Annotated in this window: 21 protein-coding genes and 2 tRNA genes; 10 read left to right on the top strand and 13 right to left on the bottom strand. The window is 58.6% G+C overall.

From position 1 onward, the window contains the following. Nucleotides 1-18: 18 nt before the first annotated feature. From BMX55_RS13495 to BMX55_RS13445, 11 genes are all read right to left on the bottom strand, one after another. Nucleotides 19-684: an HAD family hydrolase gene (locus tag BMX55_RS13495; RefSeq protein ID WP_091458586.1), complete on the bottom strand. Its 666-nt coding sequence runs from the start codon at nucleotides 682-684 to the stop codon at nucleotides 19-21. A gap of 52 nt (nucleotides 685-736) precedes the next feature. Beyond that, complete coding sequence (locus BMX55_RS13490) at nucleotides 737-1,147, bottom strand: YchJ family protein (protein WP_091458584.1); 411 nt, start codon at nucleotides 1,145-1,147, stop codon at nucleotides 737-739. A gap of 81 nt (nucleotides 1,148-1,228) precedes the next feature. Next, nucleotides 1,229-1,417 carry a hypothetical protein gene (locus BMX55_RS13485; RefSeq protein ID WP_091458582.1) on the bottom strand — a complete coding sequence of 63 codons (189 nt, stop codon included), beginning with the start codon at nucleotides 1,415-1,417 and terminating at the stop codon, nucleotides 1,229-1,231. Nucleotides 1,418-1,520: 103 nt separating this feature from the next. Further along, nucleotides 1,521-2,714, bottom strand: a complete 1,194-nt coding sequence (ppk2, locus tag BMX55_RS13480) for a polyphosphate kinase 2 (protein ID WP_091458580.1) — start codon at nucleotides 2,712-2,714, stop codon at nucleotides 1,521-1,523. Between the two features lie 36 nt (nucleotides 2,715-2,750). Continuing rightward, a complete protein-coding gene (locus BMX55_RS13475) occupies nucleotides 2,751-3,377 on the bottom strand; it encodes a tetratricopeptide repeat protein (protein WP_091458578.1) in 627 nt (208 codons plus the stop codon). 164 nt (nucleotides 3,378-3,541) lie between these two features. Continuing rightward, on the bottom strand, nucleotides 3,542-4,363 hold the full coding sequence (locus BMX55_RS13470) for a nucleotidyltransferase domain-containing protein (RefSeq protein WP_091458576.1): 822 nt from the start codon (nucleotides 4,361-4,363) through the stop codon (nucleotides 3,542-3,544). Nucleotides 4,364-4,610: 247 nt separating this feature from the next. Beyond that, nucleotides 4,611-4,687, bottom strand: a tRNA-Met gene (locus tag BMX55_RS13465). A 26-nt stretch (nucleotides 4,688-4,713) separates the two neighbouring features. Beyond that, entirely contained in the window at nucleotides 4,714-5,493 is a 780-nt protein-coding gene (locus BMX55_RS13460; RefSeq protein WP_091458575.1) for an enoyl-CoA hydratase, read from the bottom strand. 65 nt (nucleotides 5,494-5,558) lie between these two features. Continuing rightward, nucleotides 5,559-7,331 (bottom strand): M61 family metallopeptidase, encoded by a 1,773-nt coding sequence (locus BMX55_RS13455; protein WP_091458573.1) that lies wholly within the window; start codon nucleotides 7,329-7,331, stop codon nucleotides 5,559-5,561. A gap of 10 nt (nucleotides 7,332-7,341) precedes the next feature. Beyond that, nucleotides 7,342-8,082 carry a DsbC family protein gene (locus BMX55_RS13450; protein ID WP_091458571.1) on the bottom strand — a complete coding sequence of 247 codons (741 nt, stop codon included), beginning with the start codon at nucleotides 8,080-8,082 and terminating at the stop codon, nucleotides 7,342-7,344. Nucleotides 8,083-8,121: 39 nt separating this feature from the next. Beyond that, a complete protein-coding gene (locus BMX55_RS13445; RefSeq protein WP_091458627.1) occupies nucleotides 8,122-9,249 on the bottom strand; it encodes an FAD-dependent monooxygenase in 1,128 nt (375 codons plus the stop codon). A gap of 87 nt (nucleotides 9,250-9,336) precedes the next feature. On the opposite strand from BMX55_RS13445, the gene ychF reads away from it, so the two are divergent. Further along, complete coding sequence (ychF, locus tag BMX55_RS13440) at nucleotides 9,337-10,431, top strand: redox-regulated ATPase YchF (protein ID WP_091458570.1); 1,095 nt, start codon at nucleotides 9,337-9,339, stop codon at nucleotides 10,429-10,431. Here ychF and BMX55_RS16765 read toward each other — a convergent pair. Together BMX55_RS16765 and BMX55_RS13430 are read right to left on the bottom strand one after the other, a co-directional pair. Then, complete coding sequence (locus tag BMX55_RS16765; protein ID WP_245751458.1) at nucleotides 10,421-10,729, bottom strand: Arm DNA-binding domain-containing protein; 309 nt, start codon at nucleotides 10,727-10,729, stop codon at nucleotides 10,421-10,423. The two genes, ychF and BMX55_RS16765, sit on opposite strands and share 11 nt — an antisense overlap. Before the next feature lie 188 nt (nucleotides 10,730-10,917). Then, a tRNA-Arg gene (locus BMX55_RS13430) sits at nucleotides 10,918-10,994 on the bottom strand. A gap of 113 nt (nucleotides 10,995-11,107) precedes the next feature. Here BMX55_RS13430 and BMX55_RS13425 point away from each other — a divergent pair. The 9 genes from BMX55_RS13425 to glyS all read left to right on the top strand — a co-directional run bounded on the left by BMX55_RS13425 (nucleotide 11,108) and on the right by glyS (nucleotide 24,815). Next, nucleotides 11,108-11,833, top strand: a complete 726-nt coding sequence (locus BMX55_RS13425; protein ID WP_091458566.1) for a GNAT family N-acetyltransferase — start codon at nucleotides 11,108-11,110, stop codon at nucleotides 11,831-11,833. 91 nt (nucleotides 11,834-11,924) lie between these two features. Next, on the top strand, nucleotides 11,925-12,800 hold the full coding sequence (locus BMX55_RS13420; RefSeq protein WP_091458564.1) for a CorC family transporter: 876 nt from the start codon (nucleotides 11,925-11,927) through the stop codon (nucleotides 12,798-12,800). Between the two features lie 8 nt (nucleotides 12,801-12,808). Then, nucleotides 12,809-14,398, top strand: coding sequence for an apolipoprotein N-acyltransferase (gene lnt / locus BMX55_RS13415; protein ID WP_245751456.1), 1,590 nt, complete (start codon nucleotides 12,809-12,811; stop codon nucleotides 14,396-14,398). Nucleotides 14,399-14,475: 77 nt separating this feature from the next. Beyond that, the gene (fabA, locus tag BMX55_RS13410; RefSeq protein ID WP_091458563.1) at nucleotides 14,476-15,000 is read left to right on the top strand and encodes a 3-hydroxyacyl-[acyl-carrier-protein] dehydratase FabA; all 525 of its coding nucleotides are present in this window, start codon (nucleotides 14,476-14,478) and stop codon (nucleotides 14,998-15,000) included. Beyond that, a complete protein-coding gene (fabB, locus tag BMX55_RS13405) occupies nucleotides 14,997-16,217 on the top strand; it encodes a beta-ketoacyl-ACP synthase I (RefSeq protein ID WP_091458561.1) in 1,221 nt (406 codons plus the stop codon). The genes fabA and fabB overlap by 4 nt, the downstream gene beginning before the upstream one ends. A 247-nt stretch (nucleotides 16,218-16,464) precedes the next feature. Beyond that, nucleotides 16,465-17,538: a type II asparaginase gene (locus BMX55_RS13400; RefSeq protein ID WP_091458559.1), complete on the top strand. Its 1,074-nt coding sequence runs from the start codon at nucleotides 16,465-16,467 to the stop codon at nucleotides 17,536-17,538. A gap of 213 nt (nucleotides 17,539-17,751) precedes the next feature. Further along, complete coding sequence (glyQ, locus tag BMX55_RS13395) at nucleotides 17,752-18,657, top strand: glycine--tRNA ligase subunit alpha (protein WP_091458625.1); 906 nt, start codon at nucleotides 17,752-17,754, stop codon at nucleotides 18,655-18,657. Between the two features lie 16 nt (nucleotides 18,658-18,673). Then, nucleotides 18,674-22,609, top strand: a complete 3,936-nt coding sequence (locus tag BMX55_RS13390) for an Eco57I restriction-modification methylase domain-containing protein (RefSeq protein WP_091458557.1) — start codon at nucleotides 18,674-18,676, stop codon at nucleotides 22,607-22,609. 67 nt (nucleotides 22,610-22,676) lie between these two features. Next, nucleotides 22,677-24,815 carry a glycine--tRNA ligase subunit beta gene (gene glyS / locus BMX55_RS13385; protein WP_091458555.1) on the top strand — a complete coding sequence of 713 codons (2,139 nt, stop codon included), beginning with the start codon at nucleotides 22,677-22,679 and terminating at the stop codon, nucleotides 24,813-24,815. Nucleotides 24,816-24,825 lie beyond the last annotated feature (10 nt).

The raw sequence follows: 24,825 nt of genomic DNA, 5'->3' as shown, positions 1-24,825 counted from the left end.
CAGACCCGTGGCTAAGGACTAGTCGCCCAGCAGGGCTGGCAAATCGGCCAGTGAGGTCAGCACATCCACCGCCCCAGCGGCTCGTAAAGCCACCGCACTGCTATGGCTCTGTGTAGAAGGGCTGTAGCCAATCACCGTCGCCCCAGCAGCAACACCAGCCGTAACGCCAGTCACGGTGTCTTCTAGCACCAAGCAGCGCGAAGGCAGCACCTGTAGCGCTGCTGCGGCGGCTAAATACACATCAGGAGCTGGTTTGGTGGCGGGCATCTCATGGCCGCTAAAAATGCGACCCTCAAAATACTGCGCCAACCCCACTTGGGCCAATTGCATTTCTACCTTAAAGCGATCAGCGCCTGAAGCACAGGCAATGCGCCCTTGCAACAGACTATGCACCGCCTGCACGGCAGCTACCGCGCCAGCAATAGGTTTGAGCTGGGCCTTGAGCTTGGCATTGCGCCGCTCATAAAAGACAGCCATCCACTCATCGGTGAGTGGGCGGCCCGTGTGCGCTTGGATGCGAGCGGCCTCGCTGCGCACCGTTTTTCCCAGAAAAATGCGCATACATTCTTGCGCGCTCAGTGCCCAACCGGCCTCGTTGAGCATCTGGCACAGCACGCCGTTGGTGATGGGTTCGCTATCGACCAAGACTCCATCGCAATCGAATAAAACGGCTTCAAATGTCATGGCTACCCATTGTTATTTAGTGCAAGCATTCTGTGGCGGCACAGCCGCGCCTTCAGCCATTGTCGCCATCGACGTAATACCAGCGGCCCGCTTCGCGCACAAAACGGCTGCGCTCGTGCAAACGCACCGCCCGGCCTGCTACACGGTAGCGAGCCACAAACTCCACCTCGGCATGGTCTACACCTACGCTGCGCTGGCCGCGCACTTCTAACCCCAACCACTGTGCTTGGGGTTCAAGCTCCAGTGTAGCGGGGCGCTGGCTGCTGTGCCAAGTAGCAAGGAGGTAATTGACACGCTGCAATACAAAGGCACTGTAACGTGAACGCATCAACGACTGCGCATCAGGGGCGGCAGTGACATCGAAATGCTCGATATAACGACCACAGCAGCTAACGTACGTTAAGGGCTGGGAACGTGTAGACAAACGCCCACAAGGGCAGACAGAAGTGCTTAAGTGAAACATAACCACCCCGATTTTGCACCATGCCACATAAAACAACCCGCACGTAGCGGGTTGTATTGCGGGCCAACAGACCCGATGGCATTACACCATCACGTTCACATTGTTACCCATTGTTGCCGTCGGCTTAGAAACCTGGGGCTGAGTGGGAGCCTGCTCCTTGGTTTCGACTTTGGAGCGATCTTGGTCTGCATCCGAGTCGGCTTTGGTGGCACGCACCGCTTGAGCTTGGGACTGTTGGGTGACAGAGGAAACCGCAGAAACACTGTCCATAAGAAAACTCCTCGCTAAGGTGAAGAAAAAAAGATCCACCTATAGTGTCGGCTGCCACGGCACCCACCGTAGCAACTTTACCCAAACGACAGGCTCAACGCTATTACAACAGCGAGCCGGGCTGTTCGCCGCGCTCATACACCACATGGGCGCGGCCCACGATCAGCGGATCGAGCTTGCCAATGGTGTCGAGGTCTTTGTTGGTGTAGGGCAACTTGTGCAATACATAGCGCATGGCATTGAGGCGGGCGCGCTTTTTGCAGTTGCTCTTGACCACCGTCCAAGGGGAATCAGCGGTGTCGGTACCAAAGAACATAGCTTCTTTGGCGCGGGTGTAGTCGTCCCATTTGTCAAGGCTGGCTAAGTCAATCGGACTGAGCTTCCATTGCTTGAGCGGATGCACTTCGCGCTCTTTAAAGCGGCGGCGCTGCTCGGCTTGGCTAACCGAGAACCAAAATTTGACCAGATGGATGCCGCTACGCACCAGCGTGCGCTCAAACTCAGGCACTTGGCGCATGAACTCGTTGTATTCGGCATCCGAGCAAAAGCCCATCACATGCTCAACGCCAGCACGGTTGTACCAGCTGCGGTCAAACAGCACGATCTCACCAGCGGTAGGCAAATGCTGGATATAGCGCTGAAAATACCACTGACCGCGCTCGACCTCGCTGGGCTTTTCTAGGGCCACCACATGGGCACCACGGGGGTTCAGGTGCTCCATAAAGCGCTTGATAGCGCCGCCCTTGCCCGCCGCATCACGGCCTTCAAACAAAATGACCACGCGCTGGCCAGTTTCTTTGACCCAAGCCTGCAATTTCAGCAGTTCGACCTGCAATTGGTACTTTTGCGCCTCGTAAGTAGAGCGGCGCATCAGGTTTTTGTAGGGATAACCGCCTTCGCGCCAATCAGAGGCTAACTGCTCATCGGGGTGCCCCTTAACAATCGTCGCCCCGCTGGTACCGAGCAACATTTGGCGCAACACGGCCAAATCGTCTGCCGAGGCCCCCTCCAGCGTCGCACGCAACGCGGCAGCCCGCTGTTTGCTGGGCAACTCATCGTTGTTCAGCAAACCAGCAATGGCGGCTACTTGCCTGTCTTGCGCCGCGAGGGTGGCCTCCTGCGGCACATGCTGTGCCACAGCAGCTGTGTTCAGCACAGGCGCGGTATCGCCACTGCTAGCCCGGCGCGACCGGGAGCGTGCAGCGGGTTTGACCGCAACTGCCTTAGGAGGTGGGGGGGTGTCAGTGCCGGTGGAGGCAAGACGCTCGGTGGTCTGGGGTGCGGGTTTTTGGCTCATGCCCACATTTTGGCACTAGAAAATGGCGGTTGCACCTCAAGGTGCAACCATACCTTGCCGAGGCCGCCAATGAAATGCTGCATAGCGCGCTGAGGTGCGCTGCACATGGGTCAGTTGTGGCCCCAGCCGTTCGCGCTCGCGCAGGGCCTCGTCGCCGCTCCAGCCACCATCGCTGGCCAAGTAGTACCAAAAATAGGCTTCAGATTCGTCTTTGTTCACACCTTGGCCGCGTTCGTACAAACGCCCCAGTTGCAGTTGTGCCTCCCGAAAACCACTTTCTGCGGCTTGGCGCGTCCAGTAGGCGGCCCAGCGTTCGCTACGCGCTACGCCTTCGCCCTTGGCATGCAGTTGCGCCAGCGCCAATTGCGAGCGCGGCTCGCCAGAATCGGCGGCACGTTGAAACCACATGGCAGCCTGTGGCAGATCACGGGCCACGCCATCGCCGTTGTAGTAGCGCTGGGCTAATTGGTATTGTGCCAAGAGGTGGCCCATTTCGGCATAGGCGTGCAGGGTGGACAGGGCAGATGGCTCCTGCGCACTGGCTGGGGTGGCCACCGTGTCGGTGGCAGTGAACTCAGACAATGGAACCAAAGGTTGCGCACAGGCTATGCCCCCAGCCGTCAGGGCCAGCAGCAGCCAGCAGGCATGGAATTTTTTAAGCATGGCGCGTCTCCCGGTCAATCAATGGCGGCAGACTGCCGCGAGGTGGGGGCAGTCTGATTTACCGATGTAACCTTAACGCAAGCGCGCAGTTTGAATGGCCAGGTATCTGCTGCAATGGGGCGGCTTTTTGGGCGATTGCTGGCGGGGCGCAGCCATGCACTCTGCTATCTCGCGCTGGGAGAAACCCCTAGCATGGCATCCTGCGCCAGCACAGTATTCATCAGCAAACCATCAAGAGTCGAGAAATTCATTTCGTGTGGCGCTGGCGGCTGGCTGGACTCCAATCGGGTCAGTTCAGTGTCAATAAAAGTATTCAGGATGGGCAGCGGCTGACCATATTCAGACTCTTTAGCAGCACGTTTGATGTGCAGCAATTGCGCAATGGCCTGCTGCACCTCTGGATTGATGACAATGGCTTGCGCCAAGGCCTCAAAGCGCATAGGGGCCACGCCGCGTCCTTGCTCAATCCACAGAGCTGCTAACAGAGGCCGTAGCACGTAGAGGTATTTTTTCAGCCGCACCGTGCTGCCATGCAGGTATTCACGGTAATTTTTGCGCGCCATGTGCAGATAGTGGTGGAATGTGCGCTCAGGCCGGTGGACTTGCTGCACCACATCGCGCACGGCGTGCAAAAAATGGGCGTCGCTTTGGTACACCACGGGGGAGTCTAGCCACTCGATCAATGTGGCATTGCCTTTTTTCAGCAAGCCCAGCGCCTTGCGCAACTCCCAGCCATTGATGTCCAATTCGCCAGAAATCGGCAGTTCAATGACATCGCGGTGCTCACTTACCTGTAGGTACCACGGCAACGGATGCACATAGATGAAACGCACGTCATAGTCGCTGTCGGGCGAGGCAAAGCCCCAACCCCGGCTACCGGACTCGCAGGCGTAAAGCACACGCACACCATAGTCGGCTTCAATAGTTTTTAGGCTGGCCTCGATCTGGGTGCGAACTGTGGGGTCGATAGGGTGCAAATCGGTCATGGGCGTGCGCCGTTATGCCATCACCACCGTGGTGTGAACTTCGACTTTGAGTGTACGCTCGATAGCAGCAAAGATGGCAGAGGGCTTACAGCGCTTGTTGTCTGCCCATAGGGCCACCGCCAGTAGTTTTACCCCAGTTAGTGCTGGCTGGCCGCGTACCGCCTTGACCTAACCTGCACAGTAGCTAACCCATTTTCCCAATGAAAAAACCCGCCAACTGCACTGAGCTGGCGGGTTTTATCTTGTTTGGTGGTGATAGGTGGATTTGAACCACCGACATCAGCATTATGAATGCTGCGCTCTAACCAACTGAGCTATATCACCGAACGAGCAAAATTATAGCCGAAAAATTACTGGTGTGTGAACACGGCCTTGCGCTTGTTCACGAAAGCGTCCATGCCTTCTTTTTGGTCAGCGGTAGCAAACAGCGAGTGGAACAGGCGGCGCTCAAACATCAAACCATCCGACAGGGTGCCTTCAAAGGCACGGTTGACGGCTTCTTTGGCGGCCATCACGGTAATTTGCGAGTAGTCACTAATCACTAAAGCGGCACCCAATGCCTCTTCTTGCAGCTTGTCCAGCGCCACCACGCGGCTGACCAAGCCAGCGCGTTCGGCTTCTTCAGCGTTCATCATGCGGCCTGTCAGGGCCATGTCCATCGCTTTGGACTTGCCCACGGCGCGGGGCAGGCGTTGCGTGCCACCGGCACCGGGAATGGTGCCCAGCTTGATTTCGGGCTGACCAAACTTGGCGTTGTCGGCGGCGATGATGAAGTCGCACATCATGGCCAACTCGCAGCCGCCACCCAAGGCAAAACCACTCACAGCAGCAATCACTGGCTTGCGGATAGTGCGGATGGTTTCCCAGTTGCGGGTGATGAAGTCGCCTTTGTAGGCGTCGGCAAAGGTGAACTTAGCCATGACGGTGATGTCAGCACCAGCGGCAAAAGCTTTTTCGCTGCCTGTCAGGATGATGCAGCCAATTTTTTCATCGGCATCAAAGGCCTTGAGAGCCGCACCCAGCTCGTCCATGAGTTGGTCGTTCAGGGCGTTGAGTTGCTTAGGGCGGTTGAGGGTGATGATGCCGACTTTTTCGGCTTCTACACGCACTTCAATCATTTCATAGGTCATGCTATCTCCTGAGTTTATGGGGAATAAGGCCTGTCAATATAACCAAGCTGCAAGACAGGCTGGTTTCAACTTCCTGATAACCAGCAGCTGGCTTGCACCGTATCGCTGACCTTCCAACGGCTGGCGGTTGTGCATGCCTCTGCGCTAGGCAACTTGAGTGGCAGGCGTAGCAGGCGGTCGCCTCGCGCCACCAGCGCCATCACTTGGGTGGCTTGGCCCGCATACAAGGCCACATCGGCCAGTTTGCGCAAACGCCAGCCTTGGCCTTGCACCTCTAGGCCCAGCCATTCATCGTTGGCAGCCATACCGGCGCGTTCGACCAAACTGCCACGCAGCACGCTTTGCAGGCGAATACCGCTGGTTTCTGTCACACGCAAGCCCAACGCTTGGGCGGGAGGGGTTTCTTCGGCTTCGGGGGCAATGCCGTGGGCAGCTAACAGGGCGGGCACGGGCAATTCTGCCGTGCTATGTACCCAAGCATCGAGTTCAGCATCCAAAGAGCGCCCGGCCAACTGGTGCAGCACAGCACGCAAGTCAGCTTCGGTCATGGGGCCACCGGCGCAGCGCTGCCACAGTGCGCGCATCACCGCGTCCAAGGTGGTTTGGCCTTCGTGGCGCAGCGTTAAATCTAGGCACAGCGCCACCAGTGCGCCCTTGGTGTAGTAGCTGATGGTGGCGTTGGGCGTGTTTTCGTCTTGGCGGTAGTATTTGATCCAAGCATCGAGGCTGGCTTGGGCCACGGTTTGCAGCAGCCGTCCGGGGGTTTGCTGCACTTGGGTGATGGTTTTACCCAGCAGTTTGAGGTAGGTGGCATCGTCAATCAGCCCGGCGCGGCGCAGCAGCAGATCGTCGTAGTAGCTGGTAAAGCCTTCAAAAAACCACAGCAGTTGGGTGTAATTTTCTTGGCTGTAGTCGTAATGGGTAAATTCTGCCGGGCGCAGCCGCTTGACGTTCCACGTATGAAAGTATTCGTGGCTAATCAGGCCCAGTAGCGTGGTGTAGCCCTCGCTGGCGGCGGTTTGGCCTAGGCGGGGCAGATCGCTACGGGTACAAATCAGGGCGGTAGAGTGGCGGTGCTCCAGCCCGCCATAACCGTCCGCCGTGGCGTGCAGCAAAAAGACATAGCTTTGGAACGGCGGTGGCTCTGCGCCGTGCCAGAAAGCAATGGCAGTTTCGCAGATGCGCTGGGTATCGGCCAGCAGGCGGCTGCTGTCAAACGAGGGCGTGGCCCCAGCCACTACCAGCCGGTGCGTTACACCCGCCGCCACAAAGTGGGCGCTCCAAAAAGCACCCATTTCGACCGGGCTGTCGGCCAGTTCGTCGTAATCGGCGGCGTGGTAGCAGCCAAAGCCAGCGGCATCGGTCTGCACCGGGGTGAGGGCGGTGGCGCACTGCCAAGCGGCTTGCTCTGCGGATAACGCGGGCGCAATGATGTCCAGTGTGCAGGGCTGCTGCGTTAAGCCTTCGGCACGCAGGCACAGGCTGGTACCGTTGAAGAATCCGCGCAGTGCATCCAAGCTGGCCGTGCGCACAGATGGGTCATTAGCATAGACCTCGTATTCGAGCACTAACGGCTGGCCGCTCTGGCAGGCGGCTTGCCAGCGCTGCTTGTTTTGCTGCACCAGTGCTACAGGCTCCCCACCTTGGCTAGCACGCAGATTTTGCAGGTTTTTGGAAAATTCACGCACCAAGTAGCTGCCCGGAATCCACACCGGCAACGATAGCTCCTGTGCCGCCAGCGGCTGGGCAATGGTCAGCGTGACATGAAACAGATGCGCGTGCAGATCAGCCAGCACAACGCGGTAGTGCAGGGCGGCAGGTGTGGGCGGAGTAGACATCACAAACCGCTTACTGGGCCACACTGACCTTGTTGGCGCTGGCGTCGATTTCGGTCAGGCGTTTTTCGATTTCTGCAGCACCCACAGCACCGGGGATGCGCAGGTTGTTGGCAAACAGCAGCGTGGGCGTGCCGGTAATTTTGTGCTTTTTGCCAAAAGCCAAATTGCGTTGCAGGGCCGTGGTGTCGCAACTAGCAGCGGGCGGCGTTTTGTCGCGCAGCATCCAGTCGTTCCATGCGGTGGTGCGGTCTTTAGCACACCAAATGTTGCGCGATTTTTCTGCCGATTCGGGGCTGAGGATGGGATAGAGGAAAGTGTGGATGGTGATGTTGTCCACATTGAGAAGGTCGCGCTCGAAGCGTTTGCAATAGCCGCAATTGGGATCAGCAAACACCACCAGCTTGCGCTTGCCGTTACCGCGCACGGTCACAAAGGCGTCTTGCAGTGGCAACGCATTAAAGTCCACCGCCGTCAGTTGCTTAATGCGGTCTTCGGTCAGGTTGCGCCTGGCTTGGGTGTCGATCAGCTCGCCCTGAATCAGAAAGTTGCCCTTGGTGTCGGTGTAAAACAGATCAGTGCCGACACGCACTTCGTACAGCCCTTTCATCGCGGTGGGTCGAATTTCGTCGATTTTTTCCAGTTGCGGAATGCGCTCGACCAAAGTCTTGCGGATGGCTGCCGGTTCTTGGGCGGTGGCAGTCAAAGCCACGCCCAAGCTGGCCGCAGCCAGCAGGGTACGAATCAGGGTCATATTCAGATTTAAAAAAGGGTATCGGGGGAAAGCAGGGTCTTAGCGCGTACCCATCGCACGGCGCGCCATCCAGTCTTTGAGCAGGCCGCTGCGTTCAAAGCTGTTCATGCCCCAGTTACGCAGGGCCTGCAAGGGCGGTTCGGGGCGCGAGAACAATTGCTGCAAGCCATCCATCAGCAAACCCACGGGCAAGATGGCGGCCTTGCGTTCGCGCTCGTAGCGGCGCAGCAGGCGCAAATCGGCCACACTGCGCCATTCTTCACGTTGACTCAAAATCTGCGCCAGCGCCTGCACATCGCCCAGCCCTAGGTTCAGCCCTTGGCCTGCCAGCGGGTGCACGTTGTGCGCGGCATCACCGGCCAGCACCCAGCTCTCGGTACTGGGCTGGCCGTGGTGCAACACCGGGCCGCACCAGCGGCTGGCCTGCGCTTGTTGCAACGGCCACGCAGCACGGGCTGCACACAATTGCAATGCACCCAGTTCACCGTAGCTGGCGGCCTCTAGGGCTTGGGTAAAGCTGTCGTCGTCCAGCGCCAGCAGCTCGGCCACCTGTTCTGCCGGTACTGACCAAACCACGGCCACTTTGTGGCCTCCTTCACCATCCAACGGCAACAAGGCCAAGATGCTGCCTTGGTGGAACCATTGCCGCGCCGTTTGGCCGTGGGGCAGTTCGCACACCAGCCTGGTAGCAATGGCGTGTTGCGCGTACGGCGTTACTTCAAAATCGACGCCCAATTCAGTGCGGGTTTGGCTGGCGCGGCCTTCGCAGATAACGGTGAGGGCCGCAGGCACTGGGGCTGAGACACGTTCCACTTGGGGCTGGTAGCGCACGGCTTCGGCCAAGCGCGTCTCTAGCGCCGGTACATCGACAATCCAAGTCAGGGCCTCGGCGCCTTGGCTGGCGGCGTCAAACAGCACCTCGCCGCCCTGATCGCCCTGCACCTGCATGCGCAGCACCGGGCTGGCATGAACAGCATCGGGCCAAGTGCGCAAGGATTCGAGCAACTGGCGCGAGGCCGTGTTGAGCGCGTAGGCCCGCACGTCAGGGCCACAGGGCGGCGCACTGCTGACCAGCGCCACGCGCAGCCTCTCGCGCGCCAATAAAAGCGCCAAAGTGTGACCAACCACACCGGCACCACGAATACAGACATCAAAGGTTTGCGGCATGGGGCGATTGTAGGAGGCGCACTCGCCTTTGTGGCGGGACTCTAAAATCGCCACTTCTGTTTCCCCTGATTACCTGAAAGCCTTGCCATGAGCCTCAAATGCGGCATCGTGGGTTTGCCCAATGTTGGCAAGTCCACCCTTTTTAACGCGCTGACCAAAGCCGGCATTGCCGCCGAGAACTACCCCTTCTGCACCATTGAGCCCAATACCGGCGTGGTCGAGGTGCCCGACCCCCGTTTGCAAGACCTAGCCAAAATCATCGACCCTGAGCGCATCGTGCCTGCGATTGTCGAGTTTGTGGACATTGCCGGGCTGGTGGCCGGAGCCTCCAAGGGCGAAGGTTTGGGCAACCAATTCTTGGCACACATCCGCGAGACCGATGCCATCGTCAATGTCGTGCGCTGCTTTGATGATGACAACGTGATTCACGTGGCTAACCGCGTCGATCCGATTGCCGACATTGAAGTCATCCAAACCGAGCTGTGTTTGGCCGACCTGAGCACGGTAGAAAAAGCCCTCAACCGCTACAGCAAGGCAGCCAAATCGGGCAACGACAAAGATGCTGCCAAGTTGGTGGCCTTGCTCACGCGCATCCAAGCGGCACTCGATCAGGGCAAGCCCGCGCGCTCAGTCGAGGTGAGTAAAGAAGACCAGCCCCTGCTCAAGTCCTTCTGCTTGATTACCGCCAAGCCGGCCATGTTTGTCGGCAACGTGGCCGAAGACGGCTTTGAGAACAACCCCTACTTGGAACGTCTGCAAGAGTACGCTGCCAGCCAAAATGCCCCCGTAGTGGCTATTTGCGCCAAAATGGAAGCCGAAATGGCCGAAATGAGCGACGAAGACCGCGATATGTTCCTGGCTGAAATGGGCCAAACCGAGCCGGGCCTCAACCGCCTGATCCGCGCTGGCTTTAAGCTGCTGGGCCTGCAAACTTACTTTACCGCAGGCGTGAAGGAAGTGCGCGCTTGGACGATCCGCGTCGGTGATACAGCCCCGCAAGCGGCTGGCGTGATCCACGGCGACTTTGAGCGCGGTTTTATCCGCGCCCAAACCATCGCCTTTGATGACTTTATCCAGTACAAGGGTGAGCAAGGTGCCAAGGATGCGGGCAAGATGCGCGCTGAAGGCAAAGAATACGTCGTTAAAGATGGCGACGTACTGAACTTCTTGTTCAACGTTTGAGCACAAGGGGTTCACGCTCCCCAATGAAAACCGCATAAAAATTACAAAAGTACCGTAAAAAAGAAAAGTGCTTCCTGATTACGGGCGCTTTGGTAACTAAGGTTTTTGTAGTGGTGCTATGCGCGGGATTTTTTCCCGTGAGCATAGTGGGGAGAATGCGCTTACCGTAGATAGCGTAGCGCCAGTATTTGCCCGATGCCTTGACACGCAGGAACATCCCCCCGCCATCGCTGTGCTTGTCCCCAGCAGGCTTACCGCCGGGCTTAGTATTCTTGATGAAACTGTCAGTCAGTGCCACGGTACGCCATCCCCATGAGTGTTTGTTGGTTCCTGTTGGTGCCACGGGTCTGAGGAACCAACAAAACAACCAACAATTTGTTGGTCTGTCATGGTGCCCTATAAAGTGACGTGAGACAACAAAAAAGCCCCGCTCTCTCTGAAGGGTGGGGCTTTTGATATGGCGTGAAATGCTGTGAGATGGTGATTTGGCGCGGCGTGAGGGACTCGAACCCCCGACAGCCCGGGTAGAAGCCGGGTACTCTATCCAGCTGAGTTAACGCCGCAAGCAGGCAAGATTCTAAGGCTTTAGCGCCGTGCTTGGCTCAGATAGATAAAATTGTTGCACTGCAACAAAAAATGCTTGAAGAGTTGTGGCAAAACCCCTAAAGTCACAGGCATGATCCCGACCAAAGACTGGCTCAAGGCATCCTGGAACGCTGGCATAGATCTGCTGCGCCCCGTGAGCAACCGGGAAACCGACGATGCCCTTCCCCCCTCCCACCCCTTGCCCCAACCCACCTTGGTGGTGCCCATACGTTCGCTAGGCCCCACCTACCGCGAACGCATCGCGACCCACCTGCTGGCATTAGAGCCAGCAGACCGCTATCTGCGTTTTGGCTACTACGCCGGTGACGAACATATCCACCGCTATGTAAATCAACTCAATTTTGAGCAGGATGAGATTTTTGGCGTCTATAACCGACGTCTAGAGCTGATTGCGATGGCCCATCTGGCGCTGGCACAAAACCCTGGGCACGAGCAATGCGCTGAGTTTGGTGTCTCGGTGCTCCCCAAGGGGCGCGGGCAAGGCTTGGGCACGCGCTTGTTTGAACGGGCCACTATCCATGCCCGCAACGCTGGTGTACGCATGATTTTTATCCATGCACTAACGCAAAACCGTGCGATGCTCAACATCGTGCGCCATGCTGGGGCCGTGATTACACAAGACGGCTGCGAGTCCGAAGCCTACCTCACTCTGCCCCCCGCCACCCTAGACTCGCGCATGACCGAGCTAGTAGAGCAGCAATGGGCCGAGCTGGACTACCGACTCAAACAACAAGCGCAGCGGTTTTGGCGCTTTTTGGCTGGGGTGCAAGCAGCGCGCCACCAATCGCCAGAATAAACGGGCGTGCAGCAAAAGATACCCGAAACAGCAGCCATCCGGTATCCTACCCATCCTTTTCACTACTACTGCACGTCCTGCATCCAAGGCTGTGTCCGATCCACACTCTGCGCGTTGGCCCGACAGGGAAGATAAACGCACCTTCCTGCAAAAGCTGGTCGAGTTCATTCACCCTGGGCCAGACTCTAGGGCCGAGCTGCTGGAAGTGCTCACCGAGGCCGAAAGCAATGCCCTGATTGACGCCGAAGTGCGCCTGATGCTAGAGCGCGTCATTGGTCTAACCGATGTGCGAGCAGGCGACGTGATGGTGCCCGCACCACGCATGGACATGCTCCCGGTAGATGCCACACTCGATGCCCTGCTGCCCACCATCATTGGGGTAGGGCATTCGCGCTTTCCGGTGTACCAAGGCGAACGAGAGAACATTGTGGGCGTGCTGATCGCCAAAGATTTGCTCAAGCTGCAACACAACCCACAGCTGCAAATGCGCGACTTGCTGCGCCCAGCCATGTTTGTGCCCGAAACCAAGGGCCTCAATGATCTGCTGCGCGAGTTTCGGGGCAACCGCAACCACATGGCCATCGTGATTGACGAGTTTGGCCGTGTGGCCGGATTGCTCACCATTGAAGACGTGCTAGAACAGATCGTCGGTGAGATCGAAGACGAGTTTGACCTGCCTGAAGACCAAGGCGATATTTTGGGCTTGCCCGACAAAACCTACCGCGTCAGTGGCGATACCCCGGTAGACAGGCTAGCCCAAGCCTTGGGGCTGCCACTGTGCAGCAGCGATGCACATTTGTCCTTCGAGACCATCAGCGGCCTGATCGCCCACGAAATGGGCCATGCCCCCCGGCGCGGCGAGCAGATACAGCTGTGCGGCCTGCAATTTTCTGTGCTGCACACCCGGGGCGGGGCCGTGCGTTGGCTCAAGGTAGCCCTGGCAAACACCTCTCCCACACCCCGGTGACAGCGCCAGTGACAATACCCACGGCGCTGCAAGGCCCGTGGCGCGGCGGTGTACTGGCTGTACTGGCAGGTTTTGCACAAGCGGCCTCGCTAGCGTGGCCGAGCAGCGGCCAGCCCCTATGGGGGCTGCAATGGGTGTCTATAGCCGTGCTGGCGTGGTTGGTGCGCCCGCCTGTGCCGTGGCGGCTGGCAGCTTGGTATGGCGGTGTATTTGCCAGCGCTTGGTTGGTGGGCACGTTCTGGTGGCTATTTATTTCCATGCACACCTATGGCGGGCTGGATGCACCACTGGCGGTGCTGGCAGTGCTGGCACTGGCCGGTTTTTTAGCCAGCTATTACGCGGCAGCGCTGGCGCTGTTTGCTTGGCTGGCACCACGCAATAGCCGGGGGCTAGTGGCCGTTAGTTTTGGCGCGGCTTGGCTGCTGGCCGAGTTGGCCCGTGGCACGTGGTGGACGGGCTTTCCTTGGGGGGCCAGCGGCTATGCCCATGTCGATGGCCCACTGGCCGTGTTGGCGCGCACGGTGGGCGTGTATGGCATTGGTTTTGTAGCAGCTACGTTAGCCATGCTGGCGGTGCAAGCCCAGCGGGGTGATCTGCGCCGCCTGCGCACGGGGCTGCTGGGCGTGGCCCTGCTGGGTGGCTTGGCGCTGCTGGGTTGGCAACGCCACTGCGCCTTGGAGCAGTGCGCTCCTCCCCTACAGCCGCCCACCCAGCCACTCACCTTAGCCCTGTTGCAAGGCAATATTCCCCAAGATGAGAAGTTTCAGCCCGGCAGTGGCGTGCCACTGGCGCTGCGCTGGTATGCCCAAGAGCTCAAGCGCGCCCAGGCAGATTTGGTCATTGCCCCAGAAACCGCCATCCCCTTGCTGCCACAGCAACTGCTGCCCGGCTACTTAGAAGGCTTAGAGCAACACTACCGCACCGGGCCGCAAGCAGCCTTGCTGGGTATCCCGCTAGGCGATATGCGCCAAGGCTATACCAACTCGGTGCTGGGCTGGCTGCCCGGCCCAGAGGCCCAATACCGCTACGACAAACACCATCTGGTGCCTTTTGGCGAATTCATCCCACCACTGTTCAAGTGGTTTACGGAGATGATGAACATCCCGCTGGGCGACTTTAACCGGGGGGCCTTGGCCCAACCGCCCATGCACTGGCGCGGGCAACGCATCGCCCCCAACATCTGCTACGAAGATTTGTTTGGCGAAGAACTGGCCGCCCGCTTTATTGATCCGGCGCAAGCGCCTACTATTTTTGTCAACTTCAGCAACATTGCTTGGTTTGGTGACAGTTTGGCGATTGACCAGCACTTGCACATCAGCCGGATGCGCGCGCTAGAGTTTGAACGCCCGATGGTGCGGGCCACCAACACCGGCGCTACCGCTGTGATTGACCACCGGGGCGTGGTCACGCACCAGCTACCACGCCACACCCGCGCCGTACTGATTGCACAGGTGCGAGGGCACGATGGCCCACCCACGCCCTATGCCTTTTGGGTGGCGCGTTGGGGGCTGTGGCCCATGTGGTTGCTAGCCGCTCTGGTGCTATTGCTGACATGGCACGCACAACGGTCTGCCGCAAGGCCCGTAGTAGCGGGATAATCGAGGGTTGACACCGCCCGCAGGCGGACTACAAAAAACCGAAGCGGCAGCGCCGCTGTTGTGGAGCACGATTGAACATGGCAGATTCCTTTTCCTATGAACAACTGATTGCCTCGGGCGAAGGACGGCTGTTCGGCCCCGACAGTGGCCGCCTACCGCTGCCGCCCATGCTGATGTTTGACCGCATCACCCATATCGATGCCGATGGCGGAGCCCACGGCTTGGGCCGCATCGTGGCCGAGCTAGACGTCAAACCCGACCTGTGGTTCTTTGCTTGCCACTTTCAGGGCGACCCGGTCATGCCCGGCTGCTTGGGGCTAGACGCGATGTGGCAACTGATTGGCTTTTACCTCACTTGGCTGCAACTGCCGGGCCGAGGCCGCGCTTTGGGCGCGGGTGAAGTCAAATTTACCGGTGAAGTCGGGCCAGACGTCAAACGCGTCACCTACGAAATTGACATCAAGCGCGTGATTAAGCGCAAACTCAACATGGCCATTGGCGATGCCCGCCTGTTGGCCGATGGCAAAGAAATTTATGTCGCTAACGACCTGCGTGTAGGCTTGTTCATGCGTGAGGGCGATGGCAAGGAGTTGGCAGCATGAGCAAAAAACGGGTAGTGATTACGGGCACAGGCATTGTCTCGTGCATTGGCAACGACCGGGCCACGGTGGTGCAATCCCTGCGCGAAAGCCGCTCAGGCATCCGCGCCATGCCTGCCTTTACCGAGCTGGGGCTGCGCAGCCAAGTGGCAGGCATTCCACAAATCAACCTCGAAGAGCGCATTGACCGCAAGCAATTGCGTTTTATGGGCGATGCCGCAGCGTACGCGCACATCTCTTTGCAAGAGGCCATTGCCCAAGCGGGCCTGACGCCTGAGCAGGTCTCGCACCCACGCACCGGCTTGATTATGGGTTCGGGCGGCGGCTCCCCCGCCAACCAGATCGAAGCAGCTGACATCTTGCGCAGCAAGGGCATCCGCCGCGTCGGGCCGTACCAAGTCACGCGCTGCATGAGCTCTACGGTGTCGGCTTGCCTGTCCACCAACTTTGCCATCAAGGGCATCAACTACTCCATCACCTCGGCGTGCAGCACCTCGGCACACTGCATTGGTGCGGCTGCGCAGCAAATTGCGTGGGGTATGCAAGATGTGATGTTTGCCGGTGGCGGCGAAGAACTGAGCTGGGGCATGGCGCTGCTGTTTGACGGCATGGGTGCGATGTCGAGCAAGTACAACGAGACCCCCGAAAAAGCCTCGCGCGCCTACGATGCAAATCGCGATGGTTTTGTCATTGCCGGTGGCGGCGGTGCCGTGGTGCTCGAAAGCCTAGAGCACGCCTTGGCCCGTGGTGCCACTATTTTGGGCGAAGTGGTCGGCTTTGGTGCCACCTCTGATGGCGAAGACATGGTGGCCCCCTCCGGCGAGGGCGCGATTGCCTGTATGCGCCAAGCCATTGAGGGTTTGGACGTGCCCATCGACTACATCAACACCCACGGCACCTCCACGCCAGTGGGCGACGTGCCCGAACTGCGGGCCATCCGCGCCGTGTTTGGCGATGCCATTCCGCCGTTCTCGTCCACCAAGTCGCTCACCGGGCACTCGCTGGGCGCCACGGGGGTGCAAGAAGCCATTTATTGCCTGCTGATGTTGCAAGACGGCTTTATTGCCGGTTCGGCCAACGTCGAGACCCTAGAGCCTGCCGCCGAAGGCATGCCGCTGGTAACAGTGACGCGCGACGCCCCGATCCGCACCGCCTTGTCCAATAGCTTTGGCTTTGGTGGCACCAATGCCAGCTTGGTGCTGCGCCGCTGGGAGCCATAAACCGCTGAGATTGTGCGGCCTCTACTGCGATAACCTGCCTGCGTACCAGTGCGCAGGCAGGCTTTTTGTTTTTTGGCAACACGCTCAACCCCAGTGGCTTGGGGTAAACGATAGTTTCATCAAAATTCAACCAGATTTTGATCTATGTAGGTGCTAACTTCTCATAAGATGGTGTACCGCTCAACAGGCGGACAGGGGTCATCTGCCCAACCGGCGGGGCCTGAACCATCATCTGGAAAGCTTACTTATGCACATTTCCTCTCCCATCTCGCGCCGCTGGTTTGCTGGCGTCGTGCTGTCGGCCATGTCGGCTGTCGCTATGGCCCAAGCTGCCAAACCCCATGTGGTCGTATTGGCCACCGGCGGCACCATTGCTGGTGCAGGCGCATCAGCAGCCAACAGCGCCACCTATGCCGCCGCCAAAGTACCCGTAGACAAACTGCTGGCGGGCCTGCCCGAACTCTCCAGCGTCGCCAAGGTCTCTGGTGAACAGGTGTTCCAAATCGCCTCTGAGAGCTTTACCAACGAGCATCTGCTCAAGCTGGGCCAGCGCGTCTCGGCCCTGAGCAAGCAAGCTGATGTCGATGGCATCGTCATCACCCACGGCACCGACACGCTGGAAGAAACCGCCTACTTCTTGAATCTGGTGGTACACACCAACAAGCCCATTGTGGTGGTAGGTTCGATGCGCCCCGGCACGGCCTTGTCGGCAGACGGTGCCCTCAATCTGTATGACGCCGTGAGCGTGGCTGCCAGCAAAGATGCCACAGGCAAGGGCGTGCTGGTCACGATGAACGACGAGATTCAAAGTGGCCGTGATGTGAGCAAAACCATCAACATCAAGACCGAAGCCTTCAAGAGCCAATGGGGGCCGCTGGGCATGGTGGTAGAGGGCAAGAACTACTGGTTCCGCGCTCCAGTCAAGCGCCACACCATGAATTCTGAATTCAACATCGACGACATCAAAACCCTGCCTGCCGTGGATATCGTTTATGGCTACGGCAACATGAATACCACGGCCATCAACGCCTATGGCAAAGCAGGCGTGAAGGCGCTGGTGCACGCAGGCACCGGCAATGGCTCGGTGGCCGCACAAGCGGTGGACTCGCTCAAGGCCCTGCGCGCCGAAGGCGTACAAATTGTGCGCTCGGCCCGTGTGCCCGATGGCTTTGTGCTGCGCAATGCCGAGCAGCCTGACGACAAATACGACTGGGTAGTCGCCCACGACTTGCGCCCCCAAAAGGCCCGCATCTTGGCGATGGTCGCCCTGACCAAGACCAATGACAGCAAAGAACTGCAACGCATCTTCTGGGAATACTGATCTTCTAAGGGGCTGCGCGCCCTGAATGCGCCATTTGACCAGGCCAGTGCCCCCAAAGGGTGCTGGCCTTTGTTGTTTGGAGCGGTGCAATCGGCACCTGTGCCACTGGCCCCCTAAAATCATGGGCTGCACACGCGGTGGCATCCTCCTCGCGCGCCTTTTTATCCTTTCTTATTGCCCGGCCCTGGCCCTGCCAGCGAGCCTCTCAAAGCCATGTTGACCTTCCAGCAAATCATCTTGAAGTTGCAGTCCTACTGGGATGCCCAGGGCTGCGCACTCCTGCAACCCTACGACATGGAAGTGGGCGCTGGCACCTCGCACACTGCCACCTTTTTGCGCGCCATTGGCCCCGAACCTTGGAAAGCAGCCTATGTGCAGCCCAGCCGCCGCCCCAAAGATGGCCGCTATGGCAACAACCCCAACCGCCTGCAACACTACTACCAATACCAAGTGGTGCTCAAACCAGCCCCAGCCAACATCCTAGAGCTGTACTTGGGCAGCCTAGAGGCGCTGGGCTTTGACCTGAAAAAGAACGACATCCGTTTTGTCGAAGACGATTGGGAAAACCCCACCCTCGGCGCTTGGGGCTTGGGCTGGGAGGTCTGGCTCAACGGCATGGAAGTGACGCAGTTCACCTACTTTCAACAAGTGGGCGGCATTGACTGCAAGCCCGCTACCGGCGAGATCACCTACGGCCTAGAGCGCTTGGCCATGTACCTGCAAGGCGTGGACAACGTCTACAACCTGCAATGGACAGACACGCTCAAGTACGGCGATGTGTACCACCAAAACGAAGTGGAGCAATCCACCTACAACTTTGAGCACTCCGACGCCGATTTTCTGTTTACCGCCTTCAATGCCCATGAAAAGCAGGCCAAATACCTGATGGAGCAGCAATTGGCCCTGCCCGCCTATGAGCAAGTGCTCAAGGCCGGGCACAGCTTTAACCTGCTGGATGCACGCGGCGCTATCAGCGTGACCGAGCGCGCCGCCTACATTGGCCGCATCCGCAACTTGGCGCGGGCCGTGGCACAAAGCTACTACGAAAGCCGCGAACGCTTGGGCTTTCCGATGGCCCCGCGCGAGTGGGTTGCACAAATCCAGAAAAAAGCCGCCTGAGCCCGATTGCTGCAGTATGCCTACACCTACCACCACCCTAGAACTGTTTGCTGCGCCGTGGCTGAACAACAGCCTGCTGGACACCAGCTTTTTGCAGCAAAAAAGCCGGGAACTGGCAGCACAGCCCCTGCCGTCGGGGTGGTTGGCGTGGTTGCAGCAGCAGTTTCAACCCAGCCAGTTGGCCGCCAGCAATGAGGCGCAATTAGAAGACTGCTTTATCAGCCCATTGCTCAAACAACTGGGCTGGGTGAGCGTGCCGCAGCAAGTGCTGGTGGTGCAAGGCAAAACCGCCAAGCCCGATTGGTGTTTGCTGTTGCAACCTGAGCAAGCCCAAGCCCTGATGGCCCAGCAAAGCGAAGGCCACCGGCTGATTGCTGCCATTTGCGAATCCAAAGCCTGGGACAAGCCCCTCGATACCGGCAAGGCGCGCCAAGACAACCCGCACCACCAATTGCAGGATTACCTCAGCACCCTGCGCGTGCGCTTTGGCTTTTTGACCAATGGCCGGTGTTGGCGGGTCTATGACACCGACAAAATCACCGCCAAAAAATCGTTCATTGAGTTTGACCTAGAAAAGATCTTGGCCCTGCCTGCTGGCGATGAGCAGCAGCAGGCGCTGGCGTTATTTACCTTCTTTTTTAGCCGCGACACCTACGCTCCGGCAGCTACCGCACCCACCGGCAATGCAATGGAACAGGCGATTGCTGACTCCAGCGCATTCACGGTGGCGGTAGAAGAAAACCTCAAAGCCGTGATTTACGGCTACGACGGCGAAGACTCTTTGTTTGAGCTGATTGGCAAGGCCATTTACCAAGCCAACGCCCAACCGCAGCCCCCCACCCTAGAGGCGGTCTACGAAAACAGCATTGTCTTGCTGTTTCGCTTGCTGTTCGTGGTTTATTTTGAAGACAAAAACCGCGACTTGCTAGCCCTGCACCCGTTTTACAACGAACACAGCTTGCAAGCCCTGCACCAAAAGTTGCGCCGTGATATGGCCCAACGCCCGCAGCAGCACAACGGTATGTTGGCATTGCGCCAACTGTTTCGGATGCTGGACGAAGGCGAAGGCGACATTGACGTGCCACTGTTCAACGGTGGCCTGTTTGACCCGCAACGTGCGCCGCTGCTCAAAGCAGCAAAAATCTTTGACAACCGCACCCTGCTGTCGATTTTGGACAAACTGCTGTTCAAAAGCCACCGGGGCAATACGCTGTTTGACACCCGGCGCGACTTCAAAAACATGAATGTGACCCATTTGGGCCGCATTTACGAAGGTTTGCTTGAATTTCGCTTTGAGTGCGCACCTGAAACCGCCACCTACCTCGAATACCAAAGCAGCAGCACCGCAGGCAAAAGCGTAGAAGCCTACTTTGACGCCTATGACGTAGCGCAACTGCGCAAAGAAAAAGGCTTTAAGGTGCTGCGCGAATTGAGCGTGCAGGCCGGGGCCGTGTACCTGAAAAGCGCCAGCAACTCGCGCAAAACCAGCGCCAGCTACTACACGCCCGCCAGTCTGTCCGACCGGCTGGTGCAAGCGAGCATTGAGCGGGCGCTGGAGGCAGGCAAACCACTGGCCCAACTCAAAATTTTGGACAACGCCTGCGGCAGCGGCCATTTTTTGGTGCAGGCACTGGCCTGCTTGGCCGATATGGCTGTGCAGCGGCTAGAGCACGACGCCCCACTGGCACAACTGCTCCACGAGGAACGCGCCAAAATCACCCAGCAGTTTGCGGCGCTCAACTTGCCGTACACCCCCGACGACGGCCAGATTTTGAAACGCCTGCTGCTCAAGCGCTGCATTTATGGCGTCGATCTGAACCCCTTTGCCGTGGAGCTGGCCCGCCTAAGCCTGTGGATGGACAGCTTTATTTTTGGCACACCGCTGTCATTTATCGAGCACCACATTCAGCACGGCAACGCCTTGGTGGGTGCCACGGTGCAAGATTGCGAAAATTACAACGCCACCACCGGCGCACAAGACGACTTGTTTGTGCAAGGCATTGCTGCCCGCTTTGACGCCCTGCGCAGCGTCATGCACGAACTAGACGCCATGCGCGATACCACCGCCGCCGAAGTAGCCCAAAGCAAAGCCCTGTGGCGCAACAGCATCACGCCCCAACTGCGCCCGCTGTTTCGCGCCTTGAGCTTTATGACCACGCGGCGCATGTTGTTGGCCGAAGGCAAAGCGCCAGAATGCGAAGCGCTGGACAAAACCCCCGACCTGCTAGCACAACTGTTTGACGAAAACGGCAGCGCGCCCACGCAAGTGCTGCGGCAGATTGAAGACTACGCCCGGCGCTACCACTTCTTCCATTACGAAGTGGCCTTTCCCGAAGCCTTTGGCGGCAGTGCATCGGGCTTTGATGTCGTGCTGGGCAACCCGCCGTGGGACAAAACCAAGTTCAGCGATACCGACTTTTTCCCGCAGTACCACAGCCGCTACCGCAGCGCCAAAAATACCGAAAAGGCAGCCATTCAACAGCGGCTGTTGGGCAGCGCACATATTCAAGCGGCATACGACGAAGCACAGAGCAAGACAGGGGCGCTTGATGCCTACTACAAAGAAAAAGACCTGTTTCCGCTGAACAAGGGGGCTATTGATGGCAACCTGTTTCGCTTGTTTGTAGAACGCAACCTGCGCCTGCTGGCCCCCGGCGGCAGCCTCAACTATGTGCTGCCCAGTGCCTTGATGTTTGAAGAAGGCTCGCTGGCACTGCGCCGGCACATCCTGACGCACTGCCAAATGCCGTTCTTTTACAGCTTTGAGAACAACAAAGGCATCTTCCCAGACGTCCATCGCAGCTATAAATTTGCCCTGATGCAGGTACTTAACGTACCACCACCCAAAGGCAAAAAAGCGGCAGCCAAAGTAGCCACCATCGACACCGCGTTTTATGTGCTGGATGCCGCAGAGCTAGACGACCCCGCGCGCCATGTGCCCTACCCGCTGGCAACGCTCAAAACCTTGTCGCCACAACAATGGGCGCTAATGGAACTGCGCGATGCTGCCGATTTGCCCATCTTGGGCAAGTGCCACGCCGCCTTTGCGCCACTGTCGGCTGATTGGCTGGACTTCCGGCGCGAGTTGCACATGACGCACGACAAGGATTTATTCTTGGAGCGTGCCACGCCTAGCGCTTTGCCTTTGTACGAGGGCAAAATGATCTGGCAATACAAACACTTGTTTGACACGGCACAGTATTGGCTAGAGCCTGCGGCTTTTGATGCGCGGTTACACAGCAAAGAGCTGTACCGCATGGCGCAGGATTTGGGGGTACCCAAAGCACAGGTAACGAAATATGCCAGTGCTGTGCGTTTTGATCGTGAGTTTGTGCGTTTGGCGTTTCGCGTCATTGCCAGTGACACCAATGAGCGAACGTTAGTTTTTGCGTTATTACCCCAAGACTGCGGTACGGGCCACTCGATGTTTGCAACTGTGCCCAAACATTACGCATTGCCGCCCCCTGCAAGTGCTAATGGCAACAAGCAAGAACAACGCGTTACCGTGCAGCCTGTTTCATACCTGCGCCTGCTGTTTGCGTTGGCATGGTTTAACAGTCTGCCGATGGATTGGTTAGCACGCCTTATGGTGCAAATCAACGTGAGCCAAACCTACCTCTACCGCCTGCCCATGCCCCAGCCCAGCGACGAGGAAATCCTGCAAAACCCCGACTACACAGCGCTGGCTAAAAATGCCCTGCTGCTCACACTGGCCGCCAGTTGGGACGACTTTGCTAGCACCCTGGCCCCGCAAATGAAAGCCTTGGGCATCGCCAAAAAAGACCTGCCCGCCACCGCCAAAGCCCAAGACAAACTGCGCGCCGACATTGACCAGCGCGTGGCCCGCCTGTACGGTTTGGGCCACGACGAGCTGCTGCATGTGCTGCACAGCTTTAAGGTCATGGCGGCCAAGCGCCCAGAATACCTGACCCTGTTTGGCATCAGCGCCTAAGCGGCGCTGGCCCACCCACAGTCCGCCAAAATCCGCCCTCATTTTTAGCTATTCCAAGAGCACCGCTATGACGACAAAAAATTTGCTGGTTGAACTGTTCGTAGAAGAACTGCCCCCCAAAGCCCTGCAAAAGCTGGGCGACGCCTTTGCAGGCGTGCTGTTTGAACAACTCCAAGCCCAAGGGTTGACCTCGGCGGACACCGTGACAACGGCCTATGCCTCGCCACGCCGTTTGGCCGCCCACATCAGCCATATCTGGCTCAAGGCCGAAGACAAGCCGGTGCAAGTCAAACTCATGCCAGTCGCCGTGGGGCTGGATGCCCAAGGCCACGCCACCCCCGCACTGCTGAAGAAACTCGCCGCTCTGGGTGCCGACATCGACCCGACCGATCCAGCCGCCGTAGCCGCCAGCCTGCACCGCGCCCCCGATGGCAAGGCCGAGGCTTTGTTCTATCACAGCCTCGTCACTGGCGCTACGCTGGACGTGGGCCTACAAAAAGCGCTGGACGAAGCCATTGCCAAGTTGCCCATCCCCAAGGTCATGACCTACCAATTGGAGCGCGACTGCGAGTTGCCCGGCTGGAGCAGCGTGCATTTTGTGCGTCCGGCCCACGGTTTGGTGGCGCTGCATGGCAGCACCGTGGTGCCCGTCAAGGCACTGGGTTTGCAAGCAGGCCACACCACACAAGGCCACCGCTTTGAGGCGGCGGTATCACCAGTGGTGATTACCGACGCCGACAGCTACGCCGCCACACTGGCGCGTGATGGTGCCGTGATTGCCAGCTTTACCAAGCGCCGCGCCGACATCGCCCGCCAATTGGCCGCCGCCGCAGAGCGCATTGGCAATGGCGTACGCCCGATTGAAGATGCCGCACTGCTGGACGAAGTGACTGCACTGGTCGAACGCCCCAATGTGCTGGTATGCGAGTTTGAAAAAGAATTCCTCGACGTGCCGCAGGAATGCCTGATCTTGACGATGAAGGCAAACCAAAAATACTTCCCGCTGCTCGACGCCGCTGGCAAGCTCACACACCAGTTCTTGGTGGTCAGCAACATCAGCCCCGACGATGCCAGTGCGGTGGTACAAGGCAACGAGCGCGTGGTGCGCCCACGTTTGGCCGATGCCAAATTCTTCTTTGACCAAGACCGCAAAAAAACGCTGGCCTCGCGCGTTGAGGGGCTGGGCAAAGTGGTCTATCACAACAAACTGGGCACCCAAGGCGAGCGCGTGCAGCGCGTGCGCGCCATTGCCCACGCTATTGCCGGGCAATTAGGCGATACCGCCCTGCCCCAGTGGATTGACCAAGCCGCCTTGCTGGCAAAAACCGACCTAGTCACCGACATGGTGGGCGAGTTTCCAGAGCTGCAAGGCATCATGGGCCGCTACTACGCACTCAATGACGGATTGAGCGCCGATGTGGCCGACGCCATTGAAGACCACTACAAGCCGCGTTTTGCCGGTGATACCCTGCCGCGCAACCAAACCGGCGTGGTGGTGGCACTGGCCGACAAACTCGAAACCTTGGTCGGTATGTTCGGCATTGGCAACCTGCCCACCGGCGACCGCGACCCATTCGCGCTGCGCCGCCACGCCTTGGGCGTGATTCGCATGTTGGTCGAAAAAGACCTGCCGCTGGAGTTGGGCACATTGTTGGCCAGTGCCGTCCCGGCCTTTGGCGACAAAATTACAGACGCAACACCCGCGCTGGCCGACTTTATCTACGACCGTTTGGCCGGTGCACTGCGCGAGCAAGGCTACCGCGCCCAAGAAGTGGATGCCGTGCTAGCCCTGCGCCCCCAGCGTCTGGCCGAAGTGGCCAAACGCCTAGAAGCCGTGCGTGCCTTTGCCGCCCTGCCCGAAGCACCAGCCTTGGCTGCCGCCAACAAGCGCGTGGGCAACATCCTGAAAAAGGCAGGCGAAGTCGATGCCCACGTCAACGCAGCGCTGTTGCAAGAGCAAGCCGAGCAAGACTTGTTTGCCGCCTTGCAACGCTTTGTGCCCGAAGCCAATGCCCAGTTTGACGCGGGAGACTACACCACCAGCCTGCAAACGCTGGCCGTGCTGCGCGCGCCGGTCGATGCCTTCTTTGACGATGTGATGGTCAACGCCGAAGAAATGGATTTGCGCCTCAACCGCCAAGGGTTGCTCAAAACCCTGCACGAAGCGATGAACCGCGTGGCCGATCTGTCACGTCTGGCGGCTTGAACGCCTCGCA

It is taken from the genome of Giesbergeria anulus, assembly GCF_900111115.1.
Classification (GTDB): Bacteria; Pseudomonadota; Gammaproteobacteria; order Burkholderiales; family Burkholderiaceae_C; genus Simplicispira; species Simplicispira anulus.
Note: the sequence above shows the minus strand (reverse complement) of the source record. Positions and strands in the feature narration are given on the sequence as shown.

Bases quoted from the DNA above. Each gene is read 5' to 3' on its own strand.
- BMX55_RS13495 (WP_091458586.1), bottom strand. From the start codon at position 684: ATGACATTTGAAGCCGTTTTATTCGATTGCGATGGAGTCTTGGTCGAT.
- BMX55_RS13490 (WP_091458584.1), bottom strand. From the start codon at position 1,147: ATGTTTCACTTAAGCACTTCTGTCTGCCCTTGTGGGCGTTTGTCTACA.
- BMX55_RS13485 (WP_091458582.1), bottom strand. From the start codon at position 1,417: ATGGACAGTGTTTCTGCGGTTTCCTCTGTCACCCAACAGTCCCAAGCT.
- ppk2 (WP_091458580.1), bottom strand. From the start codon at position 2,714: ATGAGCCAAAAACCCGCACCCCAGACCACCGAGCGTCTTGCCTCCACC.
- BMX55_RS13475 (WP_091458578.1), bottom strand. From the start codon at position 3,377: ATGCTTAAAAAATTCCATGCCTGCTGGCTGCTGCTGGCCCTGACGGCT.
- BMX55_RS13470 (WP_091458576.1), bottom strand. From the start codon at position 4,363: ATGACCGATTTGCACCCTATCGACCCCACAGTTCGCACCCAGATCGAG.
- BMX55_RS13460 (WP_091458575.1), bottom strand. From the start codon at position 5,493: ATGACCTATGAAATGATTGAAGTGCGTGTAGAAGCCGAAAAAGTCGGC.
- BMX55_RS13455 (WP_091458573.1), bottom strand. From the start codon at position 7,331: ATGTCTACTCCGCCCACACCTGCCGCCCTGCACTACCGCGTTGTGCTG.
- BMX55_RS13450 (WP_091458571.1), bottom strand. From the start codon at position 8,082: ATGACCCTGATTCGTACCCTGCTGGCTGCGGCCAGCTTGGGCGTGGCT.
- BMX55_RS13445 (WP_091458627.1), bottom strand. From the start codon at position 9,249: ATGCCGCAAACCTTTGATGTCTGTATTCGTGGTGCCGGTGTGGTTGGT.
- ychF (WP_091458570.1), top strand. From the start codon at position 9,337: ATGAGCCTCAAATGCGGCATCGTGGGTTTGCCCAATGTTGGCAAGTCC.
- BMX55_RS13425 (WP_091458566.1), top strand. From the start codon at position 11,108: ATGATCCCGACCAAAGACTGGCTCAAGGCATCCTGGAACGCTGGCATA.
- fabA (WP_091458563.1), top strand. From the start codon at position 14,476: ATGGCAGATTCCTTTTCCTATGAACAACTGATTGCCTCGGGCGAAGGA.
- fabB (WP_091458561.1), top strand. From the start codon at position 14,997: ATGAGCAAAAAACGGGTAGTGATTACGGGCACAGGCATTGTCTCGTGC.
- BMX55_RS13400 (WP_091458559.1), top strand. From the start codon at position 16,465: ATGCACATTTCCTCTCCCATCTCGCGCCGCTGGTTTGCTGGCGTCGTG.
- glyQ (WP_091458625.1), top strand. From the start codon at position 17,752: ATGTTGACCTTCCAGCAAATCATCTTGAAGTTGCAGTCCTACTGGGAT.
- BMX55_RS13390 (WP_091458557.1), top strand. From the start codon at position 18,674: ATGCCTACACCTACCACCACCCTAGAACTGTTTGCTGCGCCGTGGCTG.
- glyS (WP_091458555.1), top strand. From the start codon at position 22,677: ATGACGACAAAAAATTTGCTGGTTGAACTGTTCGTAGAAGAACTGCCC.